This is a genomic window from Agromyces mariniharenae, assembly GCF_008122505.1.
In the GTDB taxonomy this organism is placed as follows: Bacteria; Actinomycetota; Actinomycetes; order Actinomycetales; family Microbacteriaceae; genus Agromyces; species Agromyces mariniharenae.
The window spans coordinates 817950-834540 of record NZ_VSSB01000001.1 but is presented as its reverse complement, the minus strand read 5'-3'; the positions used below and the strand labels follow the sequence as shown (position 1 = coordinate 834540).

Annotated in this window: 18 protein-coding genes and 1 pseudogene; 13 read left to right on the top strand and 6 right to left on the bottom strand. The window is 68.0% G+C overall.

What is annotated here, in order from left to right:
- Window positions 1-15: 15 nt before the first annotated feature.
- Both FYC51_RS03785 and FYC51_RS03780 read right to left on the bottom strand, forming a co-directional pair.
- The gene (locus tag FYC51_RS03785) at window positions 16-966 is read right to left on the bottom strand and encodes a class I SAM-dependent methyltransferase (protein WP_148732327.1); all 951 of its coding nucleotides are present in this window, start codon (window positions 964-966) and stop codon (window positions 16-18) included.
- Window positions 963-2522: a thymidylate synthase gene (locus FYC51_RS03780; RefSeq protein ID WP_187432475.1), complete on the bottom strand. Its 1560-nt coding sequence runs from the start codon at window positions 2520-2522 to the stop codon at window positions 963-965. Before FYC51_RS03780 ends, FYC51_RS03785 begins: the two co-directional genes overlap by 4 nt.
- Window positions 2523-2800: 278 nt before the next feature.
- Here FYC51_RS03780 and FYC51_RS19860 point away from each other — a divergent pair.
- From FYC51_RS19860 to FYC51_RS03745, 7 genes and pseudogenes are all read left to right on the top strand, one after another.
- A pseudogene (locus tag FYC51_RS19860) lies at window positions 2801-3049 on the top strand (transposase); the annotation flags it as partial.
- Window positions 3050-3062: 13 nt separating this feature from the next.
- A complete protein-coding gene (locus tag FYC51_RS03770; protein ID WP_187432474.1) occupies window positions 3063-3500 on the top strand; it encodes a transposase in 438 nt (145 codons plus the stop codon).
- A gap of 287 nt (window positions 3501-3787) precedes the next feature.
- On the top strand, window positions 3788-6403 hold the full coding sequence (locus FYC51_RS03765; protein WP_148732324.1) for an ATP-dependent Clp protease ATP-binding subunit: 2616 nt from the start codon (window positions 3788-3790) through the stop codon (window positions 6401-6403).
- Window positions 6404-6644: 241 nt separating this feature from the next.
- Window positions 6645-8279, top strand: a complete 1635-nt coding sequence (locus FYC51_RS03760; protein WP_238476199.1) for a radical SAM protein — start codon at window positions 6645-6647, stop codon at window positions 8277-8279.
- Entirely contained in the window at window positions 8276-8587 is a 312-nt protein-coding gene (locus tag FYC51_RS03755) for a hypothetical protein (RefSeq protein WP_148732323.1), read from the top strand. The genes FYC51_RS03760 and FYC51_RS03755 overlap by 4 nt, the downstream gene beginning before the upstream one ends.
- 2 nt (window positions 8588-8589) lie before the next feature.
- The gene (locus tag FYC51_RS03750) at window positions 8590-9441 is read left to right on the top strand and encodes a prolipoprotein diacylglyceryl transferase (RefSeq protein ID WP_148732322.1); all 852 of its coding nucleotides are present in this window, start codon (window positions 8590-8592) and stop codon (window positions 9439-9441) included.
- The gene (locus FYC51_RS03745) at window positions 9438-9878 is read left to right on the top strand and encodes a DUF2510 domain-containing protein (protein WP_148732321.1); all 441 of its coding nucleotides are present in this window, start codon (window positions 9438-9440) and stop codon (window positions 9876-9878) included. Before FYC51_RS03750 ends, FYC51_RS03745 begins: the two co-directional genes overlap by 4 nt.
- A gap of 120 nt (window positions 9879-9998) precedes the next feature.
- On the opposite strand, the gene FYC51_RS03740 is transcribed toward FYC51_RS03745, so the two are convergent.
- Window positions 9999-10652: an FMN-dependent NADH-azoreductase gene (locus tag FYC51_RS03740; RefSeq protein WP_148732320.1), complete on the bottom strand. Its 654-nt coding sequence runs from the start codon at window positions 10650-10652 to the stop codon at window positions 9999-10001.
- A 96-nt stretch (window positions 10653-10748) separates the two neighbouring features.
- On the opposite strand from FYC51_RS03740, the gene FYC51_RS03735 reads away from it, so the two are divergent.
- The 3 genes from FYC51_RS03735 to FYC51_RS03725 all read left to right on the top strand — a co-directional run bounded on the left by FYC51_RS03735 (window position 10749) and on the right by FYC51_RS03725 (window position 12477).
- Window positions 10749-11219 (top strand): MarR family winged helix-turn-helix transcriptional regulator, encoded by a 471-nt coding sequence (locus FYC51_RS03735; RefSeq protein WP_148732319.1) that lies wholly within the window; start codon window positions 10749-10751, stop codon window positions 11217-11219.
- A 32-nt stretch (window positions 11220-11251) separates the two neighbouring features.
- A complete protein-coding gene (gene fosX, locus FYC51_RS03730; protein WP_148732318.1) occupies window positions 11252-11695 on the top strand; it encodes a FosX/FosE/FosI family fosfomycin resistance hydrolase in 444 nt (147 codons plus the stop codon).
- Between the two features lie 110 nt (window positions 11696-11805).
- Window positions 11806-12477, top strand: coding sequence for a hypothetical protein (locus FYC51_RS03725; RefSeq protein ID WP_238476198.1), 672 nt, complete (start codon window positions 11806-11808; stop codon window positions 12475-12477).
- Between the two features lie 45 nt (window positions 12478-12522).
- Here FYC51_RS03725 and FYC51_RS03720 read toward each other — a convergent pair whose 3' ends face one another.
- Window positions 12523-12978: a MarR family winged helix-turn-helix transcriptional regulator gene (locus FYC51_RS03720; protein ID WP_148732317.1), complete on the bottom strand. Its 456-nt coding sequence runs from the start codon at window positions 12976-12978 to the stop codon at window positions 12523-12525.
- A 73-nt stretch (window positions 12979-13051) separates the two neighbouring features.
- Here FYC51_RS03720 and FYC51_RS03715 point away from each other — a divergent pair, with 73 nt between their 5' ends.
- Window positions 13052-13477: an SgcJ/EcaC family oxidoreductase gene (locus tag FYC51_RS03715; protein ID WP_148732316.1), complete on the top strand. Its 426-nt coding sequence runs from the start codon at window positions 13052-13054 to the stop codon at window positions 13475-13477.
- A 74-nt stretch (window positions 13478-13551) separates the two neighbouring features.
- On the opposite strand, the gene FYC51_RS19530 is transcribed toward FYC51_RS03715, so the two are convergent.
- A complete protein-coding gene (locus FYC51_RS19530; RefSeq protein ID WP_238476197.1) occupies window positions 13552-14364 on the bottom strand; it encodes a hypothetical protein in 813 nt (270 codons plus the stop codon).
- A 269-nt stretch (window positions 14365-14633) separates the two neighbouring features.
- Between FYC51_RS19530 and FYC51_RS03705 the strand changes: the two genes are divergently transcribed.
- Both FYC51_RS03705 and FYC51_RS03700 read left to right on the top strand, forming a co-directional pair.
- A complete protein-coding gene (locus tag FYC51_RS03705; protein WP_148732315.1) occupies window positions 14634-15359 on the top strand; it encodes a hypothetical protein in 726 nt (241 codons plus the stop codon).
- Between the two features lie 79 nt (window positions 15360-15438).
- Complete coding sequence (locus tag FYC51_RS03700; RefSeq protein ID WP_222863197.1) at window positions 15439-16074, top strand: VOC family protein; 636 nt, start codon at window positions 15439-15441, stop codon at window positions 16072-16074.
- A 66-nt stretch (window positions 16075-16140) separates the two neighbouring features.
- On the opposite strand, the gene FYC51_RS03695 is transcribed toward FYC51_RS03700, so the two are convergent.
- Complete coding sequence (locus tag FYC51_RS03695) at window positions 16141-16548, bottom strand: YybH family protein (protein WP_148732314.1); 408 nt, start codon at window positions 16546-16548, stop codon at window positions 16141-16143.
- Window positions 16549-16591: the final 43 nt, after the last annotated feature.

Here is a 16591-nt window from a genome sequence, read left to right as displayed (position 1 = left end):
TATGTGGATCTCCGTTTACTTCTGCCTATGAAATACGCCTGTTGCGTGCAAATTGAAATAGCGTGAATCGTCAAGTAATCGCGCCGCGGCCATTCTCTCGCCGAGGGTGTATCGGAAGCGGTCGACGCCAGTGAAATGATCGAAGACGATCGCGCCTCCGGGTACGACGTGATCCTGTATGGCGTCCAGTGCCGCGGTCGCAGCGCTGTAGTTGTCGGTGTCGATGAAGGCGAGCACCACCGGCCGCCCGGCCACTTGGCGGGCCGTGAGGACGATGTCTCCGGCGAGGAGGTCGACGCCACAGGACTCAAGATAGCGCTCAACCGCCGCGAGGTCGCGGAACTCTGCCCCTGGATGGTCGTACATGTCGAGTGGCGAGCGCCGCGGTGGAAAGCCGTCGAAGCTGTCGAGGCTGACCACGCGCCATTGCTGGTGGAGCTCGCGGACTGTTTCAGCGAGGAATCGTGTTGTCCCGCCCTTGTACGTACCGAACTCGACGACCGAGCCCTGTAGACCGAGGCGTGCAGCATTCACCATGCACTGGTAAAGGTGCACGAGTGTGTTCGGGTAGCCGTTCGCGAGCGAAGGTACCATCAGGCTTGATCGGATCGCCTCGAAACGCTGGTCGTGGAATTGGTAGTGACCATAGCCCGCCACAAGCAGTCGGGGGACGTAGTCGATGAACGGGAGGCAGTGTCGGATCACCAGCTCCTTGTCTGCATCGGCCGCGACGATGAGGTTCGCTGGTCGGATGACCTCAAGCTCCGCGTACCGGTGAGACGCCAAACCCAGAGCGGTTGCGGCTGCGAGGCCGAAGGCGTCGAGTGAGCAGCCGGGTGCGTTCTCACGAAACCACCTCGACACCGGAAGAGAGATGGTCGCGTCGCCGACGAGACCAAACGATGTCTCGCCGCCCTCGACCAGCGCGGCGACATCGTCCAGGAGTTTGGCGCTCGTATCGTTCATCGCTCGCCCCTTGCCTCGCGGCGAAGCGCCGAGCGGGCACCCCAATCGACGGCGGCGACGGCATGGACCAACCGCAATGCGCTCACCGTCAGGTGCTCGGCAAGGACCTGCTTGGTCGCCCACGGTCCTTCGGGTGTGTCTTGAAGCAGCTCGTCAAGTCGATTGAACGCTGTGACCGTTTGTACAGCCTCTTGCTCGACGCTCCCAACCTGCACATCGAAATCGAGGTGCCAGAGCAGGGCGTCGAACCACCGAGTGCCGTCACTGAACGGAAGCCCTGACGTCCCGAGTGTGTGGGCCGCCAGCTCTGAATCATGCTCCATGATGAAGAGCTGATACTTTAGAGCGTAGACAAGCAGGTCGACGGCCGTATCGAGCAACGACTCTGAGCCTGCGGGAGCACCGGCAGTTACGCTCCCGATTCGATCGGCCTTCCTGGCCAAGTTTGACGCGATGCTGATCAGCTCGCCGCGCCGCTTCCAAGCGTCACCGTATGCAGCGTCCTTCATGCGGTGGAGCCTGGAGATATCGTCACGCAGCTCGTCAGCCCCGTGGGCTGTTCCTGCATTGGCGATCAACGCAGAGTCGCGAAACAACAACTCGCGGAGGGCGAACGCGCCGTCGGTTCGGCCGAGATTCTCGACCTCCGTCATCAGGGCTCCGTCGTTGACGTCACCTCGCTGAAGCCACTTGATGCGCAGCAGCTCGAGGAAATGCCTCAGCAGTGGGTCCGGAAACTGGGTGATCGCTGCGGCAGCGTCGGCCCCGCTCGCGAGCTCATGCTCGATCCGAAACCACTCCTGCATGACCATTGGGAAATCTTCCCAAGCCGTGATAAATGACGGAGCGACCCATCCCGCTTCGTAACCAGACCCTCCGGAAAAGCCAGACAGCGTTCGATCCACCTGATTCAGCCGATCATTGTAGAAATGAAGTGACGAAATGAAGTACGAGCAATGGCCGACGCCAAAGCCCGTCCAGTAGGCCATCATCTCGTGGAGGACACTCCATTCAAACGTGTTAATTCCCGAGAATCCCCACACGATGTCGTTCGATCGAATCGCCACGTTCATGTCGAGGCGCCCGTCCCGCTGGATGAAATGAATCCAGTTGTTGCAAGGAACGTCGCGAGTCTCGATAAAGTCACGGGCGGGGTCGAAGATGTTGATTACAGCACGCCGCGTCAGCGGGTCATTGAGCAAGAGTTGCCGGACCTCATCCACTTGGTCAGTTCCGGCCCAATCGCGGATGCGAGGTCCATACGCACCTCGCCAAACCTGCCCATCGTCCGAATAGTCCGGGGCGCGCGGCAGATAACGTTCGAGATAGGCCACATCTTCACGGCCAGCAATTACCCACATTGTCTCAGCTACGGTGGCCCAGGGATCGTTGCGGCGACCCGGAACGGTGATGAATCGTTCCGTCGGCCGTTCCAGAACAACAAGACGGCTCAGTAACTCCGTAGTGGTAGCCCCGCGCACTTCGACGACTTGTCCACGTTCTCGTAACTGAGCCAGCTCGGAAACAAATGCATGGGTGGCGTTCCGATACTTCATCCGTCCCCCAAAGTCGCTGCCATGACTCGTGCCGGTGCACCCAACACGGCATCGAGCATTGGGCATACCGTACAAGACGCTGGACGAGCACATCTGGAAGCCGTCCCGTCGTGGCCAAGACCGGGCGGTCACCTCGATGGTGGGCCTGACACACGATGGCGACGGGCGGGTCCGGGGCGAGGTTGCTGGATGTGGTGCCCGGCCGGTCCGGTAGCGCGTACGCGGCGTGGCTTCGCAGCGCGCCCGCAGGCTTCACGCCAGCCGTCTAGCATGCTGCGCTGGATCCGTTCCGCGGGTACGCGAATGCGATCCGGGACCGGGACGAGCTGCCCGACGCTGTCGTCGTGCTGGGCGCGTTCCAAGTGGTCCGGCTCAGCGTGAAGGTGCTCGCGAAGGCCCGTCAACGCATGCAGCAGCAAACGTTGGGACACGCGGCGCACACGGACGACCCGCTGTGCAGGATCCGCGGGTTGCTGAGGCACGGTATCGGGCACCTGACTGAACGGCAGCTCGCGAAGATCGACGCGTTCCTGCACTCGGGTGACCGGACTGGCACGTCACCGTCGCGGGCAGTGCTACCGGCAGCTCCGTGCGGTCTACCGCCACGACCAGCCTGTCGACGGGCGAGGGGACGCGGAGAAGATCCTCGAGTCGTTCCACACCTTCCCTGTACACGAGGTCGCCCGGCTCGGCCGGAGCCTGCGGGCTTGGCGGACCCAGTTCCTGGCCTACTTCGACACCGGCGGGGCCAACAACGGCGGCACCGAGGCCATCGACCTCATCGTCGAGAAGATCCTCAGGCTCGCGCACCGTTTCCCAACTCCACCAACTACGCATCCTGCTCGCCGCTGGCAGGCACAAGCCCTGGCGAACCAGACCCGCGCCCCGCTTCATAACGAAGAGCCGGATTTCCGTAGCCCCGGGAAGGTCCGCTCACTTTCGGTGACGACACGAATCCCGGCCGGCCCGCCGGCGTAGTGATCGGGTTCAGCCGCCCGCTCGTCAACCAGCTGGAGGTACGGACGTCTCGCGAGGGTCCGTCATCGGACGTTCGCAAGCCGGTCGGCCCGGGCAGTCGGCTGGCTACGTGGTTGCCGGAGTTGACGCCAGACATCGCCACGTAGTCTTCCGCCAGGTGTCGCAAGCTCAGGTGGTCGCGATTTGTGGTCCGCCTCGTCTGAATAACGAGTCCAATCGCGGGAATACCCACGCCCCCACCGCGTTGAACTTGAGCGTACCCAACTCAAGTTCCCCAGGAGGACTAGGTGCCCGAAGACTTCAGCGACACCGGCGCGAACTCGTTCGACGAGTTCCTCGCCCGGTATCTCGCGGGTGAGCAGGCCAGGCAGGCGCGGTCGATCGACCTCAGCCGGTTCCTGACCGCGCGCACCCAGAGCATCCTGCAGCGTGCCGGCAAGTTCGCGCTCGAGCGCGGACAGACCGAGCTCGACGCGCTGCACATCCTGCGCGTCATCGTCGAGGACGAGGCGGTCACGCAGGCCATCCAGCGCATCGGCGTCGCGCCGGAGCGCATCATCACCGCGACCGAGGCGCGCCTGCCCGCGGCATCCGATGTGGCTGACATCAACGCGGCCACCATCACGCCGTCGGCGTCCCGCGCGCTCTTCCACGCGTACCAAGTGGCGCGCTCGAGCGGCTCGACGTACATCGACCCCGAGCACCTCTTCTTCGCGCTCGTGCTGGGGCAGGATGCCCCGGCCGGCCAGGTGCTGGCGCGCGCGGGCGTGACTGCTGAGGCGCTCACGCAGGGGATGCGGGAGACCGTTGACCCCGAGTCGCTCGGTGACGAGGGTTTCGATACGCGTTCGACTTCGTCGAGCGCTACTCAACCCACGGATACCCCCATGCTCGACAAGTTCGGCATGGACCTCACGCAGCGCGCCCGTGACGGCGAGCTCGACCCCGTTATCGGACGCGTCGACGAGATCGAGCAGACCATCGAGATCCTGAGCCGACGCACGAAGAACAACCCCGTGCTGGTCGGCGAGGCCGGCGTCGGTAAGACCGCGATCGTCGAAGGGCTCGCCCGGGCGATCGTGGAAGAGAGCGTCCCCGAGGCGCTGCTCGGCAAGCGCGTCATCTCGCTCGACCTGCCCGGCATGCTCGCCGGCACCCGCTATCGCGGCGACTTCGAGGAGCGCCTCACCAAGACCATGGAGGAGATCGCCACCCACAAGGGCGAGCTCATCGTGTTCATCGACGAGGTGCACACGGTTGTCGGCGCGGGCGGTGCCGGTGACGGCGGCATGGACGCGGGCAACATCCTGAAGCCGCGCCTCGCGCGGGGTGAGCTGCACCTCGTCGGCGCGACCACGCTCAAGGAGTACCGCCAGATCGAGAAGGACCCGGCGCTCGAGCGTCGCTTCCAGCCCGTGAAGGTCGGCGAGCCGTCGATCGAGGACTCGGTGCTGATCCTGCAGGGCCTCAAGCCCGCGTACGAGCAGCACCACGGCGTCGAGTACACGGATGCCGCGATCCGCTCGGCTGTCGAGCTGAGCGCCCGCTACCTCAGCGAGCGCGTCCTGCCAGACAAGGCCATCGACCTCATCGACCAGGCCGGCGCGCGACTGCGCCTCCGCCTCGGCGTGAAGGTGGACGTGTCCGAGCTCATCGGCCGACTGGCCGAGCTCGAGGCCGACAAGAACGCGGCGGTCACGGCCGAGCACTACGAGGAGGCGTCGCGCATCCGCGACGAGATCTCGAAGGTGCAGGACAAGCTCGACGAGGCGACCGCTGACGCGATCAAGCGCGGCAAGGTTGCGCAGGCCGGCGGCTCCGATGCGGCATCCGACACCATCGTCGACGAGGCGCAGATCGCCGCGGTGATCTCGCGGGCGACCGGCATCCCGGTCAACCGCCTCACCGAGGGCGAGCGCGAGCGCCTCGCCGAGCTCGAGCAGGAGCTGCACGCCCGGGTCATCGGGCAGGACGACGCCGTGACCGCCGTCGCGCGCGCCGTGCGCCGCAACCGCACCGGCATGGGCGACGCGAAGCGTCCCGTGGGATCGTTCCTGTTCCTCGGCCCGACCGGCGTCGGCAAGACCGAGCTGGCGCGTGCGCTGGCCGACCGCCTGTTCGACGACGAGGGCGCGATCATCCGCTTCGACATGAGCGAGTTCGGCGAGCGGCACACCGTGTCGAGGCTCGTCGGCGCCCCTCCCGGCTATGTCGGTTACGACGAGGCGGGCCAGCTCACCGAGCGCGTTCGTCGGAACCCGTACTCGATCGTGCTGTTCGACGAGATCGAGAAGGCGCATCCCGACGTGTTCAACCTGCTGCTGCAGGTGCTCGACGACGGCCGCCTCACCGACGGTCAGGGTCGCACGGTCGACTTCCGCAACACGGTGGTCGTGATGACCTCGAACCTCGGCTCCGAGTTCCTCGCGTCGCGGTCGGGTGCACTCGGCTTCGTGGCGTCGACGGATGCCGCGGCGAACGGCTTCTCGTCGCAGGACGACGTGCGCCAGCGGGTCATGGGCAAGCTCCGCGAGGCCATGCGCCCCGAGTTCCTGAACCGCATCGACGAGATCGTGCTGTTCACCAAGCTCACGCAGGAGCAGATCGCCGAGATCGTGCGCCTCATGCTCGGCGCGACGGTCGCGCGGCTCTCGGCTCGCGAGGTCGGCTTCGAGGCCACGGATGCCGCGGTGGCCTGGCTCGCCGAGCACGGGTACGAGCCCGAGTACGGTGCTCGCCCCCTGCGTCGCCTGATCCAGCGCGAGGTCGAGGACCGCATCGCGGACCTCTTCGTCACCGGCGCCTTGGGCGACGGCGAGGCGGTGCAGGTCGACGCGGTCGACGGGTCGCTCGTGGTCACCCCGGTGGCGCGCGCGACCGTGGACGTGCCGCTGGCGGCGTAGTGCCGGTGGTCGAGTAGCGCCGCCGAAGGCGACGCGTATCGAGATCCCCCGCGCGAAGGCCCGGTCGCTCCTTGGAGCGGCCGGGTCTTCGCTTGTCCCCCAATTCGCGGAGCGCGGGTGCGGGGCCGCTCGTTGGCCTGTGGCCGGGCCGATCACGGCCCAGACCTGATCGGACATCACATCGCGCGACACGTACCCAGGACTCACCGACCACACCCTCGACGCGCCCTAGTGTGAGCGCATGAAACAGGCCGCAGGTGCCGGGATGCCGCTGCGCGATTACCGCATCCATCGCTACGTCAACGCGTTCTGCCCGCGCTGCCACGATGAGGATCCGGATCGCCCGCTGTCGGAGGTGCGACGGCTCTCCGGTTGGCTCGCCGACCGCGATGGCCGGGTCTGGCTCGAGCGCGGATGCCCCGACCACGGCATGATCAGCACGATGTACGACGAGTCGGCCGAGATCCTGACGTACTTGGAGCAGTGGACTGCGCCGACGAAGGTGCACTCGCCCGACACGATCGGCAACTTCAAGCCGGTGCCGTCGGCGTACGAGGACGGCCTGCCGCAGATGCAGACCCAGCACACGTGCATCCTGTTGCAGGACATCACCGACCACTGCAACCTGCGGTGCCCGACGTGCTTCGCCGAGTCGAGCCCTGCCGCATCCGCGATCGCACCGCTCGCCCAGGTCCTGGCGTCGGTGGACGCGCGTCTCGCGCGCGAGAACAATCGCATCGACGTGCTGATGCTCTCGGGCGGCGAGCCGACGCTCTATCCCTGGCTCGAGCAGCTTCTCGAGCACCTCGTCGCCCGGCCGGTCGTGCGCATCCTGCTCAACTCGAACGGGCTGCGGATCGCCCAGGACGACGCATTCGTCGAGGTGCTCAAGAAGCACCGCCAGCGCGTCGAGGTGTATCTGCAGTACGACGGCGAGTCGAAGGAGGCGTCGGCGTACCACCGCGGTGCCGACATCCGCCGCTTCAAGGAGCGCGCGATCGAGCGGCTCTCGGCAGCCGGGGTCTTCACCACCCTGACCATGACCGCCGCACTCGGGGTCAACGACGGCGAGATCGGGGCGGTCATCCACCGAGCCATGGCGACGCCGTTCGTCGGCGGCGTCACGATCCAGCCGGTGTTCGGATCGGGCCGCTCGGCGGGGATCGATCCCACCGACCGCCTCACCCACACGGGCGTGCTCGCGCGCCTCGGCCCGCAGACCGACGGCGAGGTGAACTGGCACGACCTCACCGCACTGCCGTGCAGCCATCCGCACTGCTGCTCGGTCGGCTACCTGCTCAAGGACGACTCCGGCGACTGGAAGTCGCTGGTCGGACTGATCGGGCACGACCGGCTCAAGGAGTTCCTCGACCTCGAACCCGACCTGATCGCGAACCGGATCGCCGACTCACAGGTCAACAAGCGGATACGCGAGGTCGTGAAGAGCTCTCTCCTCGACCTGCTGAGCGAGCAGTCGTCGCTGTCGCATCCATCGATGTCCGACATCTGGCGCGACATCTGCCAGGCCTGCGACCTGGGCATCGGCACGCTGGCGACGCTCGCCGCGTCGCAGCTTCCCGGCCAGCACCAGCGACTGCGGAACATGCTGGGCGAGCGCGTCCTGCGCATCACGGTGAAGCCGTTCATGGACATCAACACGATGATCGAGGAGCGCCTCACCCAGTGCTGCGTGCACGTCGCCACGGTCAACGAGACGACCGACGCGCACCAGTGCGCCCCGTTCTGCGCCGTGCAGGCCTGGGCACCGCTCAGCCGGACGCGCCTCTCGACCGCGACCGGCACGCAGGTGCAACCCGAGCGCCTCAGCCCGGTGCGCGCCACAGGGCGCACCCAGTTGCCGGTGACCGTCGCATGAGCGGGTATGCGGACCTCAATCGCTACGACGAGTCGGTCGGCGACCCGGCGCCGCCGTTCGACCCGCTGCGGCTGTGCGTCTTCACGACGGTCGCGCTGATCGCGTGCGTGCTCGGGCCCGTGGCCGTGCTCGCATTCAGCGTCATCGCGATCGCCGGCTATGCCCGGGCGCGCCGCGCCGGGCTGCTGCGGTCCCATTGCAAGCTCGGCGACACCCGCCTCGTGCTCGCCTACCTGACGGTGCTCGCCGTCGCGTCGGCCGTTGCGATCCCGTTCTGGATCGCGCTCTGGATCCACGTGCTGGGCTGATCATGTTCCCGACGCTGCAGGATCTCGCCGGTTGGTTGCCACCGATCGACACGCACTCCGCGTTCGTCGCGCTCGGGCTGCTGGCCGGCGGTGTCGTGTTCGTCTTCGAGAAGCGCCGTCGCGGCGTATCAGACGACCGGGTCTGGTACGTCATGCTGGGGGCACTTGCGGGCGCGGCCGTCCTGGCGCGGCTCGGCACGTGGGCGCAGCACCTCGACCCGACACACAACCTGAGCCTCATCGACCAACTCGCCTACGGCAACGCTTCGATGCTCTCGGCGCTCGTCGGTGCTTGGCTGGGAGTGCACGTCGCCAAGCGCATCGTCCGCTACCCCGACCGCACGGGCGACCTGTTCGCTCCGGCCGTCGCGGTCGCGATGGCTATCGGCCGGATCGGATGCCTCCTCACCGAGAAGCCCGGCACGCCGACAGGCGCTGGATGGGGCATCGTGCTCGACGCGGATGCGGCGGCATACACGGGCGGGCCGGCCGGGGTGCCGCTGCATCCGAGCTTTGTCTACGAGATCGCGTTCCATGCGCTCGCGTTCGCGCTGCTCTGGTTCTGGCTGCGGCACCGCCCGATCGCCGCGGGGGAGACCCTCACCCTCTACATCGCCGCGTACGGCGTGCTCCGCTTCATCGTGGAGTTCGTTCGCGGCAACGAGGTGGCGTGGATGGACCTGACCCGGCCGCAGTTGTTCCTGCTGGTGACGCTGCCCGTGCTGTTCGCGCGCATCCTCTGGATGGTCCGCCATGACCGCTTCCGGTTGCCCGCACCCGTTCCAGGAACCGCTCACGACGCCCCACCACCCGTCCCCCTTCAGCGCATCCCTTCACGAGAGGTTCGACGATGAGCGACAGCGTCCCCGCCGGCTGGTACCCCGACCCGCAGGATCCGGCCTCGATCCGCTGGTGGGATGGTGCGCAGTGGACCTCGCACGTTCAGCCCCGGCCGGATGTCGGCGCATCCGGTGAGACCATCGCGGCGGATGTCGCGGCGCACGCTTCGTCCCGGAGCGGCAAGATCGGGGGATGGCCCCTGGTCATCGGAATCGTCGCCGGCACGGCGATCTCCGTCGGAGGCTTCCTCCTCACACTGAATCTCGTCTTCGCGGGGAGTGCGTTCCCCTGGCCCATCCTCCCTTGGCTCCTCGTGCTGCTCGCCGGGATCGGGTTGATGTTCTGGAAGCCCGCGCGCTCCTACGCTGTCGGCGCGCTGATCAGCCTCGCCGCGGCGCCCATCGTGCTGCTCGGCGTCTGCGTCGTGATACTCGCGAGCTACGGTCAGTAGCGAAGGACATCGAATCTCCTCTTCGATCCGGTGCGATGCTCCCGCACATCGCGGGCCGCCCCGGGTTCAGACGACTGCAGCACCTCCACGATATGTCGGTGACGGGAACATTTCGTCGCCTCAGGCCGCCGCCGCCCGCGCATCGCGCGCGAACTCAGCCCCGAGGCGACGCGCCTCGGCGTGCGCGGCGAGACGCCCGGGCTCGGGATCTCCCACGGCGAGGTTCGGCCGGAACTCAATCGAGTCGATCTCGTGCACGCCCGCCCAGCGCAGCCAGCCGTCGAAGAACGGCTGCTGGAAGTCGCTGCCGAACGCCGGCGGCCGCTCGTCACCGTAGACCGCGCTGGTGTAGACGACCGCGGCGCGCTTGCCCTCGAGCAGGCCCGTGTAGCCCGTCTCGCCATCGAATCCGAACACCCAGCCCGGCTGGCTGACGACATCGATGAACTGCTTCGCGATATAGGGCACGCCCGAGTTCCACATCGGCAGGCTGAACAGGTAGAGGTCGGCGGCGGCGAACCGCTCGAACGCGAGTCGGGCGCGGTGCCACGCGAGCTCCTCAGCGCCCTGCGGTGCCTCGCCGGCGAACACCCGCATCTTCGCGCCGGCGGCGTCGGGGCCGAAGTCGGGCAGCGATCCGTCCCAGAGGTTCCAGTGGTCGACGGATGCGTCCGGCGCGACCTGCTCGAACGCCTCGACGAAGGTGCGGGCGATCGCGCGCGAATGCGAGGCGTCGCCGCGAGGGGACGCGGAGATGTGCAGGAGCGTGGTCATGCGCGAAGTCCTTTCAAGTGTGTGCGGACGCACATATTTGCGGCACGGCAAGCATGACATATGTGTGCGCACGCACGCAAGTGGTAGGGTCGATCCATGCCGAGTGATGCCGAACGAGCTTGGGAGTCCCTGCTGCGGCTGCACGCCGCCGTGCTGCCGCGACTCGAGCGTGCCGTGGCGAGCGACGGCGGACTGCCGCTCAGCTGGTACGACGTGCTGCTCGAGCTGAACGACGCGGGCGGCCGGCTCACCATGGGCCAGCTCGCCGAGCGCGTCGTGCTCAGTCGCACCCGTGTGAGTCGGCTTGTCGACGACCTCGTCGCGGCCGGTCTCGTCGCCCGCGAAGTGAACCCCGACGACCGGCGCTCGGCCTTCGCCGTGCTCACCGCCGACGGGCGCCGCCGCTTCCTCGCGGGGGCGAAGGCGTACCTGCCGGCCATCGACCGCGAGTTCGCGCCTGTCGGTTCCGACGGGCTGCGACGGCTCGCCGAGGCACTCGAGACGGCGCTCGCGGCGGTCGACCCCGAGGCGCCGATCCGCGAGCGTCGGTCGCCGTCGCGCCGGTGATCCCCTCGCGTCGCCAGCGGTAGCGTGATCGGATGAGCAGCAGCGGCCTCAGCCACGTCACCTTCATCGTGCGCGACCTCGATCGCATGGAGCAGGTGCTCGTGGCCGTGCTCGGCGCCGTTCGGGTCTACGACAGCGGGAGCGACACCTTCTCGCTCTCGGAAGAGCGCTTCTTCCTCATCGGTGAGGGCGACGCCGCGACCTGGGTCGCCATCATGCAGGGCGACACTGCGCTGCCACGCACCTACAACCACGTCGCGTTCCACGTGCGGCGCGACGACCTGCCGGCCCTGCGCGAGACGATCACGGGGCTCGGGCTCGACGTCCGACCGCCGCGCTCGCGCGTCGAGGGCGAGGGCGACTCCATCTACTTCCACGACCACGACGGCCACCTCTTCGAGCTGCACGCCGGTTCCCTGCGTGGACGTCTCGCCGTCTACTCGACCGCTGCGTCGAGCGGCGACGCCGTCGGCTGAATCAGGGTCGTCGCACGGCCGAGCGGCTGAACGGGACGGTGGTGGGGATGCGGCGGGCTGTGCCAGTGTGAGCTGCAGCCCGTGTCGGGATCGGCGACGAAGGGGTACCGATGAGCGAGGAATCGGCGGACTCGGCCACGGCCGCCCCGACAGCCGAGCCACCGGCGCGGGTGTCGCGCTGGCGTCACCGGCCCTTCATCGAGATCGTCGCGGTGGCGATGCTCTCGGTGACCGCCATCCTCACCGCCTGGTGCGGGTTCCAGGCGTCGAAGTGGAGCGGAGAGCGGTCGATCGCGTTCGCCGAGGCATCCACCGCACGGGTCGAGGCGACCGATGCCGACGACCAGGCACGTGAGGCCCGGGTGGTCGACCTGATCATCTACGCCGAGTGGGTGACGGCCACGGCCCAGGGCGACCGGGTGCTCGCTGACGAGATCGCGGAACGCTTCACGCCGCACTTCCGCGTCGCGTTCGACGCCTGGCAGGCCGACGGGATGGCTGAGCCAGGGCCGTTCTCGATGGCCGAGTACGTGCCGCCGGGCACCGAGGAAGCGGTGGAGCGCTCGGCCTACGCCGAGGCGAGGTTCGCGGACGCGCTCGAGTACACCGAGCGGGGCGACAACTACTCGCTGTTGACGGTGCTGTTCGCGCTGGTGCTTTTCCTGACCGCGATGGCCCAGCGCGACATCCACCACGTCGCGGCCTGGGTCATGCTCGGGCTGGCCGGCGCCATCGCCGTGGGCGGGTTCCTCGTGCTCCTCAGCTTCCCGGCCCGGTTCTGACCCGCGTGCGCGCCGCCTCGCGCCCCGGGTATCCGTCGGTTCGCGTCAGGATCGAGCGCGGAGATCGCGCGCGGCCGCGCGGTAGGCGTCCGTTGCGGTGGCGAGGTACGTCGCGAGTCCCTCGAGCTGGTGCTCATCGAGGCCCGTGAACGCCTTGCTCACCGGCTCGCGGACGCCGGCGAGCACCTCCGCCATCCCGTCGGGCATGCGGCCGGTCGCCTCGACCATGACGCGCCGCCGATCTGCAGGGTCGGGCACGCGCCGCGCGACATCCGACGCCTCGAGTCGGTCGATGAGGCGAGTGGTGGCGCCCGTGCTGAGCGCGAGGCGTTGGGCCAGCTCGCCGCTCGTCATGGGCCCGTCGACGTCGAGCACGTTCAGCGCCTGGTAATCGGTCGCGCCGATGCCGACCTCGTCGGCAGCTGCCAGGTGGAACATCACGATCGCCGCGAGGTAGCGACGGTACCCGGCCGAGAGGCGCTCGAGGTCGTCCGTTGCCATGTTCGCTGCCCTCCGATAGTATCTGCATGTGTGCAACTAATGCATGTACGCAGATAACTCTAGGGGAGATGACATGGACCAGACCACCACCACGCCGGACACGATCGAAGCCGCGTTGGCACGCGTCAGTGCCGCGTGGGATGCCGGTGACGCCACCGCTTACGCGAACGAGTTCACGGACGATGCGACCTACGTGATCTATGCGGGCATCGTTTACGCGGGTCGCGAGGCGATCGAGCGCGGTCATGTGCCGGTGTTCGAGAAGTGGCAGAAGGGCAGCCGCATGCGCATGCGAGTGATCTCGGTGCGGCCCATCGGCGACGACGTCGCGGTCGTGCTGACCGAGGGCGGCATCGGCAAGCGACGCATCCCGATCGACAAGGTGCAGACCTTCACGATGTTGCGCCGCGATGGTCGCTGGCAGTGCGCCGCGTTCCAGAACACGAAGAAGAACCGGCTCTTCATCCGGATGAACAGCACCTTCGACCCGTCGCGGTGAGCACCCGGGGTGCCCTCGCGGGTGCCGAAGTGCCGAAGTGCCGAAGTGCCGAAGTGCCGAAGTGCCGGATGCCGCTAGGGGCTCGACACCCGGAACAGCTCGGTCCGCGCAACAACCCGATCGCGCTCGGCGGCGAGCTCGAGCCGCCGCGGATCGGCGAGGTACGCGTCGAGCAGCGCCTGGCCCGGCACCCGGTAGAGCTGCACCTCGACCGGGCGCTGGGGCCCGCGATCGCTCCGGATGCGCTCCGTCACCTCGATGCCGTAGTCGGGCAGCAGCGCGAGCACGCGATCCTCGTAGGCGACGAGATCGTCCTCGAGCCCGGGCTGCGCCCAGAGCAGGCAGCACATGGTGAACGGGGCTTCCTCTGCTGTCGGGTGAGCCGGCCCAGCCGATCGGCCAGGCTCAGCGGATGCCGCGGCGCCGCCCTCCGCGTCGGGCCCAGCCGACCAGCGCCCCCACCGCAGCATCCCCTCGACGCCCACATAGCCCGCGCTGTGCACGAACATCGCGACGAACGCGGTCACGAGCAGCGCAGCCCCGGCGATCCAGCTGACGTCCCAGAACGTCGTCACCATGCCGGCGATCGCGGCTCCCATCGCGAGCGACCGGGCGACGGTCACCGTGCGCGAGGTCGCGAGGCGGTGGCGGTAGAGCTCCTGCCAGTTCAGCACGATGAGCGCGGCGAGCAGCGGGATCGCGATCGCGAACAGCACGATGCTCGCGAGCCCGAGCGGCGACGGCGCGGCATCCGTGATCAACGGCTGCACCAGCACGACGCAGATGCCGACGAGGCCGCCGTACATCAGGTTGTTCTGGCGCAGCCATTCGTCCGCGACCTTCGGATCGCGCTGCAGCGCCTGCTCGACGTAGTCGTCGTCCTGCATGAACTCCTCCGTTCGGATGCCCTTCGTGATTCTGGCAGCATGTCCGTTCTCGATACGCGTCGCCTCCGGCGGCGCCCCTCGACCGACGTGGGCTCCATCCGCTCGCCACCGGCCCGACGTGTACCCCATCCGACCGTGGCAATGTACCCCGATGGGCATGCGCTCTGGCGGCATTCAGGCTGGTCTGATAGGAAAAGCCATGTGTCGCGCCCGCTCGACGGGTTCGATGTCGACCACGGCATCGCGACCGGAGAGCAAGGGAGACACCCATGCGAGCACGTGCACGCACCACGGGGCTGGCCGCCCTCGGAGCCGTCTTCGGACTCGTCCTGGCCGCCACGACCGCCGTCGCCCCGGCATCCGCGGCGAAGCCCGGACCCACCGCTGCAACCACGGCCACCTACAGTTGCGCGTACTTCGCCGGTCGAACCGTCACGGGCGACTACGTCGCCGTCAACTCGGTCGGGCTGAAGGCGGGCGAGGCGATCGGCGTCACCGTTTCGCCGGCTCGCGAGGGCGACATGATCATCCTGAGCGTCGGTGGGAACGGGATCTTCTTCGAGGAGGCTCCCGCCACGTCGGGCCTGAAGTTCACCGCGCCCGCCGACGGCTCGTACAACTTCGGCTGGTCGCTCGAGGCGGCCGGCACCCGCCCGACCAGCCTCACCTGGTCGTTCACCTGCTCGAGTGGTTCGGGAGGCGGCGGCACCACGCCGGTCGTGACCGACTCCGACCGTGACGGAGTCGCCGACTCCGCCGACAAGTGCGCCGGCACGACCCTTCCCGACAGCGTGAAGAAGCCGGCTGCCGGAAGCTACTACGCGCGCTCCACCGGATTCTTCGCCGACGGCGCGAACCGCACGGCGGGCATCACCGTGGTCGACACGGGCGGATGCTCCGCAACCCAGGTCGCCAAGTCGCTCGGGCTGCCGAAGAACACGACGCAGTCGGGCATCAGCCTCTCCGTGCTGCAGAACTGGGCTGCGACGCACTGATCGACGCGATCGTCGCCCGGTCGCGATCGAGCAGGAATCGAGAAGTCCGGCGTCACGCGCCCGGCGTAGCGTCGGGGACATGAACACGCAGACCACCAGCATCACCGCCATCGACTCCATCACGCTCGAGGCCGCCGATCCCGAGGCGGCCCAGCGCTTCTACGCCGACGCGTTCGGCTTGGGCGCCGACCGCATTCGCACACGTCGAGCGGATGCCGCGAGCACCGGCTTCCGCGGCTACACCATGTCCCTCGTCACCTCGCAGCCCGCGAACGTGCGGACGCTGTTCGACGCCGCCGTCGCGGCCGGCGCGACCGTGCTCAAGCCCGTCGAGAAGTCGCTCTGGGGCGTCGGCGGGGTCGTGCAGGCGCCCGACGGCGCGATCTGGAACCTCGCGACGTCGGCGAAGAAGGACTCGGGCCCGGCATCGAAGGACTTCGAGCACATCGTGCTGCTGCTGGGCGTCGAGGACGTCGGCGCCAGCAAGCGGTTCTACGGCGACCGCGGGCTCGCGACCGCGAAGAGCTTCGGCAGCTACGTCGACTTCGCGACGCCCGAGAGCCCGATCGGACTCGGCCTCTACAAGCGGCGCGCCCTTGCCAAGACGTCGGGCATCGCCGAAGCGGGCAGCGGCTCGCACCGCATCACGGTCAACAGCGACGCGGGCTCGTTCACCGACCCCGACGGCTTCGAGTGGGGGAGCGCGTCGGCCTGACGCACGCGGTGCCCAAGTGCCCAGCGATCGCGGCCGGCTCTCACCCTGGAGAGTCGGCCGCGCCCGTCACGGCTGGTGGTCGCCGACGCCGTCCGCGTGGCGGTGCACCACCCGCCACTGGCCGTTCTCGCGGCGGTACACCTGCGTGGCCCGCAGCGTGATCGTGCGGGGCTCCCCGTCGATCGAGGTCGTGAAGCGCTCGTAGCCCACCGAGTAGGCCATGTCGCCGACGACGTCGAACGAGATCAGGTCCATCTGGTAGTCCGTGCAGTCCGAGAAGACCATGGCGAGCACCTCGAAGGCCTCCACCAGCTGGTCCCGCCCCACCGCATTGCGCCACGCGCCGAGCACGCTCACGGGCTCGACACGCGACCAGATCTCCTTGCGGGGGCCCTCGTCGCCGTCGAGCATGGCGCGCTCGGCGTCGACGAGCGCGGTGTCCACCCAGGCCAGGAAGTCGTCTCGGTCGCTCATGGATTCAGGATCCTCCGACTCGGCGCCGCGCACAATCGGCGCG